Origin of the sequence: Rhizobium sp. SYY.PMSO, from assembly GCF_046840415.1 — a bacterium.
Lineage (GTDB): Bacteria > Pseudomonadota > Alphaproteobacteria > Rhizobiales > Rhizobiaceae > Rhizobium.
This window is the reverse complement of sequence record NZ_CP177349.1, coordinates 307787-323413: the sequence shown is the minus strand read 5'-3', so window position 1 is coordinate 323413 and position 15627 is coordinate 307787. Positions and strand designations below refer to the sequence as shown.

At 62.2% G+C, this 15627-nt stretch carries 16 protein-coding genes; 6 read left to right on the top strand and 10 right to left on the bottom strand.

The genetic code is table 11. The features are described 5' to 3' along the window. The first annotated feature begins 54 nt into the window (after positions 1 to 54). On the top strand, positions 55 to 792 hold the full coding sequence (locus ACJJVH_RS01550; protein ID WP_112802617.1) for a 16S rRNA (uracil(1498)-N(3))-methyltransferase: 738 nt from the start codon (positions 55 to 57) through the stop codon (positions 790 to 792). Between the two features lie 4 nt (positions 793 to 796). Here the strand turns inward: ACJJVH_RS01550 and ACJJVH_RS01545 are convergent, their stop codons facing one another. Then, positions 797 to 1411 (bottom strand): LysE family translocator, encoded by a 615-nt coding sequence (locus ACJJVH_RS01545; RefSeq protein ID WP_412064593.1) that lies wholly within the window; start codon positions 1409 to 1411, stop codon positions 797 to 799. A 242-nt stretch (positions 1412 to 1653) separates the two neighbouring features. On the opposite strand from ACJJVH_RS01545, the gene ACJJVH_RS01540 reads away from it, so the two are divergent. The 3 genes from ACJJVH_RS01540 to ACJJVH_RS01530 all read left to right on the top strand — a co-directional run bounded on the left by ACJJVH_RS01540 (position 1654) and on the right by ACJJVH_RS01530 (position 5042). After that, positions 1654 to 3027, top strand: coding sequence for a glutamate--cysteine ligase (locus tag ACJJVH_RS01540; protein ID WP_412064592.1), 1374 nt, complete (start codon positions 1654 to 1656; stop codon positions 3025 to 3027). 135 nt (positions 3028 to 3162) lie between these two features. Further along, positions 3163 to 4038, top strand: a complete 876-nt coding sequence (locus ACJJVH_RS01535) for a DUF937 domain-containing protein (RefSeq protein WP_412064591.1) — start codon at positions 3163 to 3165, stop codon at positions 4036 to 4038. Between the two features lie 125 nt (positions 4039 to 4163). Further along, positions 4164 to 5042, top strand: a complete 879-nt coding sequence (locus tag ACJJVH_RS01530) for an aldo/keto reductase family oxidoreductase (protein WP_412064590.1) — start codon at positions 4164 to 4166, stop codon at positions 5040 to 5042. Between the two features lie 9 nt (positions 5043 to 5051). On the opposite strand, the gene ACJJVH_RS01525 is transcribed toward ACJJVH_RS01530, so the two are convergent. From ACJJVH_RS01525 to ACJJVH_RS01515, 3 genes are all read right to left on the bottom strand, one after another. Beyond that, positions 5052 to 6650, bottom strand: coding sequence for an ABC-F family ATP-binding cassette domain-containing protein (locus ACJJVH_RS01525; protein ID WP_412064589.1), 1599 nt, complete (start codon positions 6648 to 6650; stop codon positions 5052 to 5054). Positions 6651 to 6799: 149 nt separating this feature from the next. Continuing rightward, positions 6800 to 7381 carry a dienelactone hydrolase family protein gene (locus tag ACJJVH_RS01520; protein ID WP_112802639.1) on the bottom strand — a complete coding sequence of 194 codons (582 nt, stop codon included), beginning with the start codon at positions 7379 to 7381 and terminating at the stop codon, positions 6800 to 6802. Between the two features lie 190 nt (positions 7382 to 7571). Continuing rightward, positions 7572 to 7871, bottom strand: coding sequence for a DUF1127 domain-containing protein (locus tag ACJJVH_RS01515; protein ID WP_112802939.1), 300 nt, complete (start codon positions 7869 to 7871; stop codon positions 7572 to 7574). A gap of 201 nt (positions 7872 to 8072) precedes the next feature. Here ACJJVH_RS01515 and ACJJVH_RS01510 point away from each other — a divergent pair, with 201 nt between their 5' ends. After that, a complete protein-coding gene (locus ACJJVH_RS01510) occupies positions 8073 to 9026 on the top strand; it encodes a LysR substrate-binding domain-containing protein (RefSeq protein ID WP_112802641.1) in 954 nt (317 codons plus the stop codon). A 36-nt stretch (positions 9027 to 9062) separates the two neighbouring features. Here ACJJVH_RS01510 and ACJJVH_RS01505 read toward each other — a convergent pair whose 3' ends face one another. From ACJJVH_RS01505 to guaB, 5 genes are all read right to left on the bottom strand, one after another. Beyond that, positions 9063 to 9692, bottom strand: a complete 630-nt coding sequence (locus tag ACJJVH_RS01505) for a TetR/AcrR family transcriptional regulator (protein WP_112802643.1) — start codon at positions 9690 to 9692, stop codon at positions 9063 to 9065. A gap of 210 nt (positions 9693 to 9902) precedes the next feature. Beyond that, positions 9903 to 10778: a dienelactone hydrolase family protein gene (locus ACJJVH_RS01500; RefSeq protein WP_113503836.1), complete on the bottom strand. Its 876-nt coding sequence runs from the start codon at positions 10776 to 10778 to the stop codon at positions 9903 to 9905. 155 nt (positions 10779 to 10933) lie between these two features. Continuing rightward, positions 10934 to 11356, bottom strand: coding sequence for an MAPEG family protein (locus ACJJVH_RS01495; RefSeq protein WP_113359669.1), 423 nt, complete (start codon positions 11354 to 11356; stop codon positions 10934 to 10936). 42 nt (positions 11357 to 11398) lie between these two features. Continuing rightward, positions 11399 to 11989: a hypothetical protein gene (locus ACJJVH_RS01490; RefSeq protein ID WP_412064588.1), complete on the bottom strand. Its 591-nt coding sequence runs from the start codon at positions 11987 to 11989 to the stop codon at positions 11399 to 11401. 3 nt (positions 11990 to 11992) lie between these two features. Further along, positions 11993 to 13477 carry an IMP dehydrogenase gene (gene guaB / locus ACJJVH_RS01485; RefSeq protein WP_112802649.1) on the bottom strand — a complete coding sequence of 495 codons (1485 nt, stop codon included), beginning with the start codon at positions 13475 to 13477 and terminating at the stop codon, positions 11993 to 11995. 300 nt (positions 13478 to 13777) lie between these two features. Between guaB and ACJJVH_RS01480 the strand changes: the two genes are divergently transcribed. Then, a complete protein-coding gene (locus ACJJVH_RS01480) occupies positions 13778 to 14701 on the top strand; it encodes an alpha/beta fold hydrolase (RefSeq protein WP_113404974.1) in 924 nt (307 codons plus the stop codon). A 34-nt stretch (positions 14702 to 14735) separates the two neighbouring features. On the opposite strand, the gene ACJJVH_RS01475 is transcribed toward ACJJVH_RS01480, so the two are convergent. Further along, positions 14736 to 15608 (bottom strand): MBL fold metallo-hydrolase, encoded by an 873-nt coding sequence (locus ACJJVH_RS01475; protein WP_113385342.1) that lies wholly within the window; start codon positions 15606 to 15608, stop codon positions 14736 to 14738. Between the last annotated feature and the right edge of the window lie 19 nt (positions 15609 to 15627).

The window sequence follows — 15627 nt, the reverse complement described above, 5'->3', positions numbered from 1 at the left end:
TCCGGACGGAAGGCCGCCCCGCGCCTGTTCCGGAATCGCTTCAGGGGGTAATCCATGCGCGCCAATTTCCGCATGCAGCGGCTGTTCGTGACTTCGGACATCAAGGCCGGCATCGCCATCGAAGCCGACCAGGATCAGTTCAACTATCTCGCCAATGTGCTGCGCATGGAGGACGGCGCCGAACTGCTCATCTTCAACGGCCGCGACGGCGAATGGAAGGCCAGCGTCTCCTTTCCTTCCCGCAAGCGCATCCTGTTGACGCCGGTCGAGGAGACGCGCCCGCAACCGGCCCCATCCGACCTGCATTATCTTTTCGCGCCCCTGAAGGTGGGGCGGCTGGATTATCTCGTGCAAAAGGCCGTCGAGATGGGCGCCGGCCTGCTGCAGCCGGTCATGACGCAGCATGTTCAGGGCAAGATCACCAATCTGGACAAGGTCAGGGCCAATGTCATCGAGGCTGCGGAGCAATGCGGCATCCTCGGCATTCCCGATGTGGCGGAACCGGTGAAGCTTGCCGATCTGCTCGCCCGCTGGCCGCGCGAGCGGCGCATCGTCTATTGCGACGAAGGCGATGCCGGCCAGAATCCGCTACCGCTGCTGACGCAGGTGAAGGAGAAGCAACTGGCGTTGCTGGTCGGCCCGGAAGGCGGCTTTTCCGAAGAGGAGCGCGCCCTTCTGCGCAGCCTCGATTTCGTCACCGCCATTCCGCTCGGCCCGCGCATCCTGCGCGCCGACACGGCCGCCGTCGCCGCCATGGCGGTGATCCAGGCCGCGATCGGCGACTGGAACTGAGCCATCATTCAAGGACCGCAACGAGGGTTGCCGCGATCAGCAGGATCGCCAGCGAAATGTTGACGATCCGCGAGACCCTCGGATCCTGCAGGAAGCGGGACAGGGAAGCGCCGAGAAGAAGCCAGACCATGTGGATCGCGACGATCATGCCCGTCAGCAGCGCGATCTTGGCGGCGGCGTCCAGCAGCTGCTGGTTTCGAAACAGGCTGACGCCGGCAAAGACGGCAGCGGTCGCCAGATAGGCCTTGGGATTGGCGACGGCGAGCAGGAAGCCGCCGGAGAAGGCCGGAGCGTCCGCCTGATCATCGCGGCGCGACAGCGGCGGGGCGGTTGCGATCTTGAAGGCGAGATAGAGGATGTAGACAGCCGAAACGGCCGTCAGCATGAAAGCGCCATGCGGCACCGACAGCAGGATGGCGATGACGCCGGCCGCCACGGCGAGCAACACCGTCACCGTACCGGCGATAAGGCCGGAGACATAGCCGAGCGACCGCCGGAAGCCATAGGCCGCACCCATCGCCGTCGCGCTGATCGTCGACGGGCCTGGGCTTCCCATGACGACCAGCGACGCCAGAAGCAGCGTCAGTATAGAATAGCAAAGGCCGTTTGGTCCCATCATCGATATGCTCCGACGGTTGTCAGTCGAAACAGGACTAGCGATGAAAAGGGCCGGATGTCTTGAACGCTTGTGCAAATATGCCGGGGCTGACACGGCTGTGATGCGCTTGCGAGACATAAAATCCTATTTTTTTGAACGACCCTTGAAAGAAATTCACTTGCACCGTACCTCAATCCGCGTCAATCACCCTCCAATTGACCTGCGGCTGGCGCGGGTTTTCCTCCGAGATCTAAGGTAATACCATGGCGCGCGACACCACCGACCAGACTCCGCTCTCCTCGGTCTCGGAAATGACGGCCTATCTGGCCGCCGGCAGCAAGCCGAAGGAGAAGTTCCGCATCGGTACCGAGCACGAGAAATTCGTGTTTTTCCGCGCCGACAACAGCCCCGTGCCCTATTTCGGCGATGCCAGCATTTCCGCGCTGCTCAAGGGGCTGCAGGCAAAGAGCGGCTGGGACCCGATCATGGACGGCGGCAACATCATCGGGCTTGGCGAACCCTCGGGCATGGGCGCGATCTCGATCGAGCCGGGCGGCCAGTTCGAGCTCTCCGGCGCGCCGCTCGAAACCATCCACGAGACCTGCAGGGAATCGAACAACCATCTGGCGGCGGTGCGCGAGATCGCCGAGCCCATGGGCATTCGCTTCCTCGGCATCGGCGGCAGCCCGAAATGGACGCTGGCCGAAACGCCGCGCATGCCGAAATCGCGCTACGACATCATGACCCGCTACATGCCGAAGGTCGGTACCAAGGGGCTGGACATGATGTACCGTACCTGCACGATCCAGGTGAACCTCGACTTTTCGTCGGAAGCCGACATGCGCTGCAAGATGCGCGTGTCGATGAAGCTGCAGTCGCTGGCGACGGCGCTCTTTGCCTCCTCCCCCTTCACGGAAGGCAAGCCGAACGGGCTTTCCTCCTGGCGCGGCGACATCTGGCGCGACACCGACAACCGCCGCAGCGGCCTGCTCGACTTCACCTTCCGCGACGATTTCGGCTTTGAAGACTATGTGAAGTGGGCGCTCGACGTTCCCATGTATTTCGTCGTCCGCGACGGCCGCTATCACGACTGCACGCACGTCACCTTCCGCCAGTTCATGGACGGTGCGCTCAAGGGCGAAATCGCCGACTGGGAACCGACGATGGGCGACTGGACGAATCATCTCTCGACCTTGTTCCCCGACGTACGCCTCAAGCGCTTCCTGGAGATGCGCGGCGCCGATGGCGGTCCCTGGCGGCGCATCTGTGCGCTGCCGGCTTTCTGGGTCGGCCTGCTCTATGACGACGAAGCACTGGCGGCAGCCGACGAACTGACCAGGGACTGGAGCTTCGACGAAGTCAACGAGCTGCGCGACGTCGTGCCTGCCCAGGGCCTGAAGCCCTCCATCAAGGGGCACAGCCTGCTGGATGTGGCCCGCGAAGTGATCGGCATTTCCCGCCTCGGCCTGAAGAACCGCGCCCGCCTGAATGGCGATGGGCAGGACGAAACCGTCTTTCTCGCGCCGCTCGAGGAAGTGCTCGCCAAGAAGGGCACGCTCGCCGACGATCTGCTGATGCTCTATAACGGTCGCTGGAACCAGTCGGTCGAGCCGATTTTCGAGGAATATCAATATTGATGGCGGCATGACCGTCTTGCCCACCCGGGCGGCATGACGGCAGAAACCGGTATGCGCTGCCTTTTTTCCCGCTATACTGTCGCAATATGCGCCGCATGATTCCAGAGCGGCCTCATAGCGGGGAAAGGGACTTCGATGCTGCCACTCTTCGACATGATGATGCAGGCACAGAATGGCGCCGCCACGGAGGCCATGGCCAAGCAATTCAACCTTGCGCAGGAGCAGGCGACCAAAGCCATGGCCGCGCTGATGCCGGCTTTTTCTTCCGGCTTCAAGCGCAGCGCGACCGACCCGTATAATTTCATGAGCGTGATGCAGGACATCTCCTCCGGCAACTATGCCAAATATTTCGAGGATATGAGCAAGGCCTTCACGCCCCAGGGCATTGCCGATGGCAATGCGGTGCTGGCGCGGCTGTTCGGTTCCAAGGAAGTCTCGCGCGCGATCGCGGCTCAAGCCGCGCAAATGACGGGGGTCGGCCAGGAAATCTACAAGCGCATGCTGCCCGCCATGGCCGATACGCTGATGGGCGGCCTGTTCAAGGAAACCAGCGGCCAGATCCCGCAGATGGCCAATCCCTTCCTCAATACCGACATGGGCGAGATGATGCAGGGCTGGCTGCAGAGCATCGGCTTTGCGCCGAAACAGCAGCCGACGCCGCAGGCCAGCATCTTCGATAACCCGTTCACGCAGGCGATGGAGCTGATGTTCGGCGTCGATCCGGTCAAGCGCGAGAAGCCGGTGCAGGCCAATCCCTTCCTCGACAACCCATTCGCCAAGGCTTTCCAGGACATGATGCGCAACTTCCCGATGGCCGCCGAACCGCCGAAGGAAGAAGCCAGGGCGAAGGAAAAACCCGCCGCAGGCGTCGACATGGCCGCCTATACCGATATGTTCAACGCAATGTTCGACAGCGGCCTGGATGTGCAGAAGAGCTATCAGAAGAACATGGAAGCGATCTTCGACAGCTATTTGAAGCCGCAGGAAAAGCCGGCGCCGAAACAGGAGTGACGTCCGGGTTTCCGACTTGGCCCGGATTCACTGTTCGTAATTCCGCACAGCCCGTACACATTGCGCCCGGTTATCAAACGCTGAGACGAAGCCTATCTCTGTTTTCATCTTGAAAGGAGACAGCCATGTCCAGTATCGATCAATCCGGCAGCTTTACCCTCGGGGACCGTAAGGTCAAACGGCTCGGCTACGGCGCCATGCAGCTCGCGGGCCCCGGCGTGTTCGGCCCGCCGAAGGACCGAGAAACCGCGCTCGCGGTCCTTCGGAAGGCTATCGCCTCCGGCGTCAACCATATCGACACCAGCGATTTCTACGGTCCGCATGTAACCAACCAGCTGATCCGGGAAGCGCTGCATCCCTATCGCGACGATCTCGTCATCGTCACCAAGATCGGCGCGCGGCGCGGCGCGGATGCATCCTGGCTGCCGGCTTTCTCCGCCGAGGAACTGAGGCAGGCGGTGCACGACAATCTGCGCAACCTGCAGCTCGACGTGCTCGATGTCGTCAATCTTCGCATTATGCTCAACCCGCATCACCCGGCAGAGGGCTCGATCGAGGCGCCGTTGACCGCCCTTGCGGAGCTGCAGCGGCAGGGCCTGGTGCGCCATATCGGACTGAGCAACGTGACGCACAACCAGATCGCGGAAGGCCGCAAGATTGCGCAAATCGTCTGCGTGCAGAACCTCTACAACCTGGCGCAGCGCACGGACGACGCATTGGTGGATCAGTTGAATCGGGATGGCATCGCCTACGTGCCGTTCTTCCCGCTCGGCGGCTTCACGCCGCTGCAGTCCTCGGCGCTTTCCGATGTCGCCGCGCGGCTGAACGCGACGCCGATGCAGGTGGCGCTTGCCTGGCTGCTGCAGCGCGCGCCGAACATCCTGCTCATCCCCGGCACCTCGTCGCTTGCGCACCTTGAGCAGAATATCGCCGCCGCCGACCTGAAACTGCCGGATGATGCGGTCGCCGAACTCGACCGCATCGCCGGGGCCGGCCACGCCTGACGCGATCCCTCAGCAATTCGGGCCGGCCCGGGCAGGCAGCCCGAGCCGTCTCGTTATTCCGATATTGTCGAGAAACACATCATCGTGGCTGACGACCAGAAGCGCGCCGTCGTAAGCCCGCAGCCCGGCTTCGACCGCCGCGATGGAATCGATATCCAGATGGTTGGTCGGTTCATCGAGGATCAGCAGCGGGGGCGGCACCGAGCCGCCAAGCACGCAGGCAAGGCCGGCGCGCAGAAGCTGGCCGCCGCTGAGGCTTGAAACGACCTGCAACGCGGCATCCGCCCTGAACATGAAGCGCGCCAGGGCGGCGCGGCAGGCATTCTCGTCCGCATCCGGATTGATCCGTCTGAAATTGTCGCGGATCGAAAGCGATGGGTCGAGGAGGCTGACCCTCTGGTCCAGCAGGGCCGATGAGACGACCCGCACCGTTCCGCTCCAGGGCTTCAACGCACCGGAAATCAGCGCCAGCAGCGTCGTCTTGCCCGAGCCGTTCGGCCCGGTGACGGCAACGCGCTCCGGCCCGGTAATGACAAAGTCGAAGTCGCGCAAGATCGGCCGTTCGGACTCGTAGCCGGCGCTGACGTCCTCCATCCGCAGGACGATCCTGTTTGCCGGCAATGCCGATGTCGGCAGCTTCACCGTCAGCGGCTGAAGGATCTCGATCTTTTCGCGGGCGGCGGCGGCATCCTGCACGGCCTGGGCGCGACGTCGTTCGGCAAGCCGGGTGTTCTCGCCGCCCGTCATCTCGCTTCGCTCCTTCAAGCCGCCAAGCATGATGCGGGGAATGCCGCCCTTGGCCGCCATCTTCCGGCCTGCCTTGTCCCGCCGGGTCTGCCGCTCCATTGTCGCCTGCGCGCTTCTTTCGACTTCGGCAACGCGTTTCTCCGCTTCGGCGAAATCATGCTCGGCTGCCGAAAGCTCCAGCGCCTTGCGCTCGCGATACCGGCTCCAGTTGCCGCCATAGCGCGATGCGCCGAGCGACGTCAGCTCGACGATCGCATCCATGGTATCGAGCAATTCCCGGTCATGGCTGACGACGATGGCGCCCGCTCGCCAGCCCGCCAGCAGCTCGATCACCGCGGCGCGACCGTCGCGGTCCAGATTGTTTGTGGGCTCATCGAGAATCAGGAAGTCGGGATCGTCGACGATCAGTGCGGCGAGACCGCAGCGGGTGCGCTGGCCGCCAGACAAGGTCACGAGACGGGCCTCCGCCGTGACACCCAGCCCGACACGGTCGAGCGCCGACGCGATGCGCGCCTCGAGCGTCCAGTCCGCCGAAGCGAGTTCTTCGCTCGTCGCCTCGCCGGCCTCCGCGCGCTTCAGCACGGCGAGCGCCTCGGTCGCACCGAAGAGATCGGCAACGGTTTCGTCGGCCCGCACCTGCACGCTCTGTCGCAGAATGCCCAGCCGGCCGTTGAAGGAGATCCTGCCGGAAAGCGGCGGCAATTCGCCGGCGATGAGCTTGATCAGCGTCGTCTTGCCGACACCGTTGCGCCCGACAAGGCCGGTGCGCTCGCCGCCGAAGCTCAGATCGAGATTGGAAAGAAGCGGCCGGCCGTCAGGCGTGGACCACGAAAGACCGGATAGAACGATGGATATGGGCATGAGCAATAATTTCCCCGATGGCAAGGCTGAAAGGCATTGCGGTCGAGGTGGAATCCATTGCTGCACACATCCTGTTGGTATCGCGGATGCCCGTAAACTAGGCGACAAACCGCTTCAGTTCAAGCCCGACGGGAAAAGTCCGGGCGGGTTCAACTCTTGGCGTCGACGGCATCGAGGAAATCGATGACCCGCTTCCAGGTGAGATCGGCAGCCTTGGCATCGTAATCGGGCAGGCTGGCATCGGTATAGAGGTGGCCACCGCGGCCGGGATAGGTGAAAATTTCGGCCGATATGCCGGAGCGATCGGCCGCCTGCCGCCATTCGGCGACGTCTTCAGCCGGCTCGAATGGGTCCGGGTCGGCCAGATGGAGCTGCAGCGGCAGGCCCTTGCGCGCATTGTCGGCAATGGCGGCGATGCCGTGCAGAAACAGGATGCCGGCGGTCTTCTCCCGCTTGGGCCAGAGGCTTGCGGCAACGGCCGCCCCCATCGAAAACCCGGCAAGCACGGTCGACGCCGGAAGGCCGGCGAGCGCCCATTCGGCGCGCTCGCAGATCGTCGGCCAGCCGATCTCGTCCTTGAATTCGAAGCCTTCCTCGATCGATCGGGCAATCAGCCCGTCATAGAGATCCGGTGCGAAAGCCTTGTGCCCGGCCGCTTGCGCACGCTCCACCGCCTCATGCTCGAGCGAACGCAAGCCGTAGACGGAATGGAAGAAGATCACCGTTGCCATCGCCGCATCCCTTCTGCTTCGATCAGACCGTAAGATAAGACAATTGCCGCCGGTGGCAACTTTTCCGCGCATGCACCATGCGGAATGCCGTCTCCGAAAAGAAAAAACCCGGTGCTGGCCCTTGGGCCGAACACCGGGAAAGAGGCAGGGCTTATTGGCTATCACCCTGCGGGGAAACTGTTGTCCGGCATCAGCCTCTGGAGCTGCTGAAGGCGGAAAGGCGCGTGCGGCGGCGCGCGGAATTGGTCAGATGGCTGGACGGATCCTCGAAGAAGGTCGAGGTGGTCAGCGCAGCGCTGAGATCCTGCCTGCTGAGGCCGATGTCCCGCAGCTGGCTATCGTTCAGCTCCGCCAGATATTCGATTTCCTGACGATTTCGGACTGCGCGCCAGATCGATGCGACTTTGCCCAGAGCAAACATCGCGCGTGCCGTCAGCGGCAGCGATGGCGTTGCAAGGCCAAGGTCAAGGGTCCGATCTGTCGTGCGCATTTCCATAGTCCTTTCCTTCAGGCACACGCCAGCCAAGCCCCTTTCCGGTATTCCGGAAAAGGGCCGCAGGCCGGGAGGAGTTCGACAGGGTTTTCTGTTCGATTGGTATGCTGAATTGCATCCCGAAGATGCCAAAGCCCTATTGATCAGTCCAACGAATGTTTCTAATGATAACTATCAAACTCCTTTATAGGTGAAACCATGTCCGCGCCGCTTGACATCGATCAGTTGCAGACCTTCATCGCAATCGTGGACTCCGGCAGCTTCACCAAGGCAGCCGACCGTGTGTTCAAGACGCAGTCGGCCGTTTCCATGCAGATGCGCCGGCTGGAAGAGCGCGTCGGCAAGCAGCTTTTCATCAAGGACGGCCGCGGCAACCGCCTGACGGCGGAGGGCGAAAAGCTTTTGAATTATGCCCGCCGCATCATCCGCCTCAACAACGAGGCTATTGCCGCCTTCGACGACAACCGTCTCGAAGGCACGCTGCGCATCGGCACCCCGGACGATTATGCCGACCGCTACATGCCTGAAATCATCGGCCGCTTCGCCAAGACACATCCGAATGTCGAGCTCTACATCGTCTGCGAGCCCTCGGTCGATCTCGCCGAGCGCATGCATCGCGGCGAGCTCGACATCGCGCTTGTCACGCATAATCCGCGCGAGCGGATGTCCGATGTCGTGCGGACGGAACCGCTCTGCTGGGTGGGATCGGCCAACCATCCCCTGAGTGACGACGCGCCCGTTCCGCTCGCCGTCGGGCGACGCGATTGCCAATGGCGCCAGCTTGCCTGCTCGGCGCTCGATGCCGGCGGCCGCGACTACCAGATCCTGTTCACCAGCTGGTCCTGCACTGTCGTCGCTGCGGCCGTGCTGGCCGGCATGGCGGTCTCGGTCATGCCGGAATCGGCGCTGCGCACGGGCATGAAGGTGCTGACCCAGGCCGATGGTTTCCCGCCACTGCCGCCGGTTCAGATCGGCATCATGAAGCGGGCCGGCCTTTCCGTCTCGCTGATGAACGCCATCACCGCCCATATCTCGGCCTGTCTTGATAATATCACGCCGGCCGCGGTGGACGACGATCTCGACGGCGATGTGAAGACCTACACGCGCTTCTATCCGCGCCAGCGCCCCGGTCATATCCTGCCGGGCTGGTGAGCAAGAGACCCGCCAACCTGCTACTTTTGGCGATCGTCAGGCCGGCTCCGCCAGCAGGGTAATGCGGATTACCCGCTTCCATTCGTGCAGCATGCGCAACGCCATGTCGTCGTCGCTCATGATGGCGAAGCGGACGGATGCGCCGATCAGATGACTGAAAAGCTGGGTGCGCGCCTTCAGGTCGATCCGGCTTTCAGGCGGCAGGAAAGGCCGGATACTCGCAAGGAATATACCGGCGACACGATTGCTGTGCGCAATATTCATCTGCAGGATATCGCGGTCGATCTCGGTTCCGAGCCAGACGCCGAGATAGGCGGGATCGCTGCGGAATTCGCGATAGTACCAATCGATCATGCCGCAGACCTGTTCGATGGCATGGTCGAGCGACGTCACCGTCGAAAACGCTTCCTCGACCTTTTGCTGGATGCGGCTGGAGTGCCGGTCGAGCAAAGCCCTGACGATCGCGGTCTTGTCGGGAAAATATTGATAGACGGAACCGATCGGAATTGCCGCAACGGCGGCAAGCTCCGTCATCTTCATCGCGCTGACGCCCTTTTCGGCGATCAGAGCGGCCGCAACCGCCAGGATGGCATCGACACGCTGGATGCTTCGTTCCTGCTGTGGCTTTTTTCGGAACGTTATGCGGTCAGGGCGATCCGGTTTCATTCTCTTCCCGTTTCATTATCATACTGAACGGCGCTCAAGCGCAGCAGACGCTATGACATTCGACGCGTTCAATGTGCGTAAACGGGAAAAGTCCAAATTTAATCATTACTTAGGAGCTTCGGGCAAACTCCCGGACCGGAGCCGGAACTTGGTTTCGGCTCCGTAATAAATTGCAACACGAATAAGCCGTCGCCGGCTATTCGTATCGTTCTAGGACAGGTACTTCTTCAGGAATTCAACCGTCCTGCCCCAGGCCAGATCGGCCGCCTTCCTGTCGTAGCGGGCAGCCGAAGTGTCGTTGTTGAAGGCGTGGTTGACCCCGTCGTAGACGAAGATTTCGAAGGTCTTGCCGCCTGCCTGCAGCTCCTTGCGATAGGCGTCGATGCCGGCATTGATGCGATCGTCCAGCCCGGCATAGTGCAGCAGCAGAGCCGCCTTGATCTTCGGCACGTCGCTTGCCGGCGGCTGCGCGCCGTAATAGGCGACCCCCGCCTTCAGCTCCGGCGATACGGTCGCCAAGCGATTGACGAGGCCGCCGCCCCAGCAGAAGCCGACGGCGCCGACCTTGCCGTTGGCGCCATCCGCCTTTGCAAGATAGGCCAGGCTCGCCTCGGCATTGGCAGCCGTCAGCGCCGGATCGAGATTGGCGAACATGTCGCGCGCCTTGTCCTCGTCGTCAGGCGTGCCGCCGAGCGGCGAAAGGAAATCCGGCGCCAGCGCCACGAAACCTTCCAGCGCCATGCGGCGTGCGACATCGCGAATATGAGGATTGAGACCGCGGTTCTCGTGGATGACGATGACACCGCCAAGCTTGCCGGTCGTGGCCTTGGGCCGGACGAGATAGCCCTTCATCTCGCCCTTGCTGCCGGCAAAGGTCACATCCTTCGCCTCCAGCCTGCCGTCGTCGGCCGCAACGACAGCGGCGCTTGCCTTGTTGGCGGCAAGCAGCGGCGCGATAGCGGCCGCCGCACCGGCCGAACCCGCAAGCCTGGTCAGTTTTTCCATGAAACCCCGACGATCGAGCGTCAGATGCGTATATTCATCATAGGCGTCGATCATCGCCTGCGTCACGACGGGCTTCTCCATGCTCATGATGCTGTTCTCCCATTTTTTCCCCGGCGGCACGCATGCTGCGTCAAGCCACCCGCTGACAAGAATAGGTCAGCCGGGGGCGGCGGAACGGTAAAGGAAAAACACAAACACGTTACCGCGGGCTGTCTCCCGCAGCATCGCGGGAGACGTCAGGAAAAAGCAAGCCAGATGCCGAGCCAGACCCACATGCCCGCAAGCGCCACAAAGCCCAGAGCGAAGAGCGGGCTGCGATAGCGCAGGTCGTTGCTGGTGACATGCACGAACGCATGGGCATAGCGCGTGGCAACGAAGATCCAGGCGAGGATCACGGCCGCCAGATTATCCGCCTGGGCAACATAGAGCACGATGCAGCAGGCATGGAAGAGCATGGGAAGCTCGAACTGGTTGGCGATGCTGTTTCGCACAACGAGGCTTTCGGCCGGCTCGTTGGCTGCATGGTTCTCACGAAACTGCGCGGGCTGAATGCGGCCGGCCTTGACCAGACCGCGGCGCCGCCATGCCAGGAGGGCGTAGAGAATGAACACCAGCACCGCATGCGCCACCATGGGCCAGAACATTTCGTAGCCTGTCACGCCGCCAACTCCTTTGGAATTTCCGAAAGCCGAAATGGTCGATCAGGACGGTTTGGAGCCGTCCGGCGACAGGTAGCGAAAAATCGCGAAGCGGGCCAGTAGAATAACTGTCACGACCAGCGTCAGGAATTTCAGCCGCACGATAATGGGAAGGAGACTTGCAAGCAGCGATACCGTCGCATCGGACGGGGTTGCAGGCGGGTAGAGCATCAGGCCGGCAATATTTTCGGCATAATCGACAATCGTGTAGAAGATCGGCAGGCAGAAAATGACCGTGGTCGCACCGGGCGGGATCGGCCGGCCGAAGAAGAAGCCGCCGGGGCCGACCAGCCGCATCAGGCAGAACAGCAGCCCACCCAGCACCAGCGGGAAGATCAGTTCCGGCCCGAGATACATGGAATGCAGGATCGAGGCCGGATCGGGATGATCCTTGAGGTAGCGCAGCATGGCAACGACGTCCTCTCGCTCATAGCCGCCGATGCGCGCATCGAGCATCTGCTGACCGGCCGCGGCGTCGCTGAAGGCTCTGACGAAGCCGGCCTGGATCCAGGCAAAAAGGGCAAGCGAAAGAGCCGCGAGGATCGCCGCCAGGCCCTGCAAGGACCTGGCGTTTTCCTGAGCGCTATCCGCCATGGATCAGACGCCTGCGCCCGGATAGTTCGGGCTTTCGCGGGTGATCGTGACGTCATGGGCATGGCTTTCGCGCAGGCCCGCGCCGGAAATGCGCACGAAGGTCGCGCGTTCCTGGAAATCCCTGAGATCGGCGCCGCCGACATAGCCCATCGCAGCCTTGAGGCCGCCCGCGAGCTGGTGCAGCACGCCTGCAACGGGTCCCTTATACGGGACCTGGCCTTCGATGCCTTCCGGAACGAGCTTCAGCGTATCGCGCACTTCCGCCTGGAAGTAGCGATCGGCCGAGCCGCGTGCCATGGCGCCGACGGAGCCCATGCCGCGATAAGCCTTGAACGAGCGGCCCTGGTACAGATAGACCTCGCCCGGGCTTTCGTCCGTGCCGGCGAGCAGCGAGCCGACCATGGCAGCAGACGCGCCGGCGGCGATCGCCTTTGCCAGGTCGCCCGAGAACTTGATGCCGCCGTCGGCGATGATCGGGATATTCTGATCCTGCGCCGCCTGTACCGCCGACATGATGGCGGCAAGCTGCGGCACACCGACACCGGCGACGATACGCGTCGTGCAGATGGAGCCGGGGCCGATACCGACCTTGACGGCGTCGGCGCCGGCATCGATCAGCGCCCGCGTACCGTCATAGGTGGCGACATTGCCGGCCATGATGCGGACCGAATTGGACAGCTTCTTGACGCGGGTCACGGCATCCAGAACACGCTGCGAGTGTCCATGGGCGGTATCGACGACCAAGAGATCGACACCGGCATCGATCAGACGCTCGGCACGCTCGAAACCGTCGTCGCCGACGCTGATGGCGGCAGCGGCGCGCAGGCGGCCCTGCGCATCCTTCGAAGCGTTCGGGTTGAGCTGGGACTTCTCGATGTCCTTGACCGTGATCAGGCCGACGAGACGGCTGTCGCCGTCGACCACGAGCAGCTTCTCGATGCGGTGCTTATGCAGCAGGCGCTTCGCCTCCTGCTGCTGGACGCCGTCCGTGACCGTGATGAGGTTCTCGCGGGTCATCAGCTCGTAGATCTTCTGCGAGGGGTCGGAAGCGAAGCGGACGTCGCGATTGGTGAGGATGCCGACGAGGCGGTGCGACTTTTCGACGACCGGAATGCCGGATATGCCGTGCGCCTTCATCAGGGAGAGCGCTTCGGCAAGCGTTGCGTCGGGGCCGATCGTAACGGGATTGACCACCATGCCGCTTTCGAACTTCTTGACCTGGCGGACCTCTTCGGCCTGCTGCACCGGTGTCAGATTGCGGTGGATAACGCCCATGCCGCCGGCCTGGGCCATGGCGATAGCAAGGCGGCTTTCCGTCACCGTGTCCATGGCGGCGGAGAGAATCGGCAGGTTGAGCTCGATGTCCTGGGCGATGCGGGTGGCGATATTGGTCTGGCCGGGCATGACCTCGGAGTGTCCCGGCTGCAGGAGCACGTCGTCGAATGTCAGAGCATCCAACCCGGTTGACGTTTCAATGATGCGTGCCATGGCCAATTCCTTCGTCTGTGAAAAACAGGAAAGCCCGGAACGAATCGTCTACCGGGCGATCTTGCAAGTGTTGCTTGGAAGTTGGCGAGGGCTGGTAACACGTCTATGACAGGAAGGGAATAGCAAAAAATGCAAGGCACCTCCCCCCATTCCTCTCATCTGACCACGGATCGGCAACCGCAGCATTTCGCTGTTCAAATCTCGCGATACACGCATCCGAGATTTCTCCTTGAGCTTCAAGAGCGGCCTTGTCATGCTCGAAACATCCGCATGCGCCTTTGATCGGAAGAGGAGTGGTCCATGAAGACAGTCACAGCCGGTGTTCTTGAAATCGCTTACAGGGAAAGCGGGCCGACCGATGGACAGCCCGTCATTCTTTTGCACGGTTTTCCTTATGACATCCACGCCTATGACGAGGTGGCGGCACAGCTTGCCGCCGATGGCTGGCGCTGCTTCGTGCCTTTTCTGCGCGGCTTCGGTCAGACACGTTTCCTATCGGCCGCGACGTTTCGCTCAGGAGAGCAGGCTGCGCTCGGTTTCGACCTTCTGGCTTTCATGGACGCGCTCGACATCTCTTCAGCGACGCTTGGCGGTTATGACTGGGGTGGCCGCGCTGCTTGCATTGTCGCCGCCCTCTGGCCCGAGCGCGTTCGCGGCCTGGTCAGTTGCGGAACGGGATACAATATCCAGAACATCGCCGCCGCTGGACAACCTGCACCGCCTGAGGAAGAACATCGTTACTGGTACCAATATTACTTCCACTCACAGCGTGGCAAGGCGGGATTGACCGAGAAGCGCAGCGAGCTCTGCCGCTTTATCTGGAAGCTATGGTCGCCCACATGGAGTTTCGACGATGCCACCTATGAACAGAGCTCCTTGGCATTCGAAAACCCTGACTTCGTCGATATCGTCATCCATTCATATCGGCACCGGTTCGGCGGCATCCCCGGAGACCAGGGACTGCACTTCATAGAAACGAAACTCGCTGGCCAGCCTGATATCGCCGTGCCAACATTCGTACTTCAGGGAGCCGATGATGGTGTCGACCCACCGGCCGCAGCCGACCATGCCGCCCAGCATTTCAAGGGGGCGTTTTATCAACGCCGCATCATTGCGGGCGTCGGCCACAACCTGCCGCAGGAGGCGCCTGCTGCTTTCGCAGACGCCATCCGCTCTGTTTCGCGCCAGGATAGCGGTCTCTTTCGCGACCGCTCCTCGAGCTAGCACACCGTAGCCGGCGTGATGACAGCCACTATCTTCAAACGTCGAACTGGTAGCTTTTCGGAATATAACGGAAGCCTTCCGGCTGCTTCTCCACGAAGCCGACCGCGGGGAACGGCATGTGGAAGCCGAGGAAGGGAATGCGGTCGGCGGCGATCATGTCGAAGATGCGACGGCGGGTTTTCGCGGCCTGCGTCTTGTCCGTGTCGAAGCGGACTTCCCAATCCGGGCGACCGACCGACAGGATGGAGTGATTGGCGGTATCGCCGGTCATGACAAGCTGCCTGCCGTCCGATTCGAGATGAAAGACGAGATGGCCGGGCGTATGGCCAGGCGCCAGCATGGCGGTCATGCCGCTGACGATCTGTTCGCCATCCTTGAGGAAGGTCATCTTTTCGGCGAAGGGCACGACATTGGCCAGCACGGCTTTCTGGCCGCCTTCCGCCGGCGTTCCCTCGCGCGCCTTGTCCGTCCAGAAGGCATATTCGATCTCGCCGACGACATAACGGGCGTTCGGGAAGGCCGGCGCGCCGTCTTCCAGCAATCCGCCGATATGATCGCCGTGCAGATGCGTGAGAGCGACGACCGTCACCTGTTCCGGCGTATAGCCGGCCGCCTTCAACCCCTCGCGGAAGCGGCCGAGGCCGCGCCCGCGCCCGGCCTCGCCAAAACCGGTGTCGACGACGATCACATCGGAACCGGTATCGATGATGGCGGGCGTGTAGCTGTTGACGAACTTTTCCGCCGGCAGGAAATTCTGCTCCAGCACCTTGCGCACGGTGTCGGGCGTCTGGTTCGAGCCGAATGTCTCCCAGGGATTATCCATGACGTTGGCGCCGTCCTTGACGACGGTGACGGTACAGGATCCCAATTTGAACTGATGCGTGTCTGGGGGCGGGACAGCAGCCATGATCTTACTCCTTGTTCTG

Bases quoted from the DNA above. Each gene is read 5' to 3' on its own strand.
- ACJJVH_RS01510 (WP_112802641.1), top strand. From the start codon at position 8,073: ATGTCCGCGCCGCTTGACATCGATCAGTTGCAGACCTTCATCGCAATC.
- ACJJVH_RS01535 (WP_412064591.1), top strand. From the start codon at position 3,163: ATGCTGCCACTCTTCGACATGATGATGCAGGCACAGAATGGCGCCGCC.
- ACJJVH_RS01480 (WP_113404974.1), top strand. From the start codon at position 13,778: ATGAAGACAGTCACAGCCGGTGTTCTTGAAATCGCTTACAGGGAAAGC.
- ACJJVH_RS01490 (WP_412064588.1), bottom strand. From the start codon at position 11,989: ATGGCGGATAGCGCTCAGGAAAACGCCAGGTCCTTGCAGGGCCTGGCG.
- ACJJVH_RS01540 (WP_412064592.1), top strand. From the start codon at position 1,654: ATGGCGCGCGACACCACCGACCAGACTCCGCTCTCCTCGGTCTCGGAA.
- ACJJVH_RS01550 (WP_112802617.1), top strand. From the start codon at position 55: ATGCGCGCCAATTTCCGCATGCAGCGGCTGTTCGTGACTTCGGACATC.
- ACJJVH_RS01525 (WP_412064589.1), bottom strand. From the start codon at position 6,650: ATGCCCATATCCATCGTTCTATCCGGTCTTTCGTGGTCCACGCCTGAC.
- ACJJVH_RS01475 (WP_113385342.1), bottom strand. From the start codon at position 15,608: ATGGCTGCTGTCCCGCCCCCAGACACGCATCAGTTCAAATTGGGATCC.
- ACJJVH_RS01500 (WP_113503836.1), bottom strand. From the start codon at position 10,778: ATGGAGAAGCCCGTCGTGACGCAGGCGATGATCGACGCCTATGATGAA.
- guaB (WP_112802649.1), bottom strand. From the start codon at position 13,477: ATGGCACGCATCATTGAAACGTCAACCGGGTTGGATGCTCTGACATTC.
- ACJJVH_RS01515 (WP_112802939.1), bottom strand. From the start codon at position 7,871: ATGCGCACGACAGATCGGACCCTTGACCTTGGCCTTGCAACGCCATCG.
- ACJJVH_RS01520 (WP_112802639.1), bottom strand. From the start codon at position 7,381: ATGGCAACGGTGATCTTCTTCCATTCCGTCTACGGCTTGCGTTCGCTC.
- ACJJVH_RS01545 (WP_412064593.1), bottom strand. From the start codon at position 1,411: ATGATGGGACCAAACGGCCTTTGCTATTCTATACTGACGCTGCTTCTG.
- ACJJVH_RS01530 (WP_412064590.1), top strand. From the start codon at position 4,164: ATGTCCAGTATCGATCAATCCGGCAGCTTTACCCTCGGGGACCGTAAG.
- ACJJVH_RS01505 (WP_112802643.1), bottom strand. From the start codon at position 9,692: ATGAAACCGGATCGCCCTGACCGCATAACGTTCCGAAAAAAGCCACAG.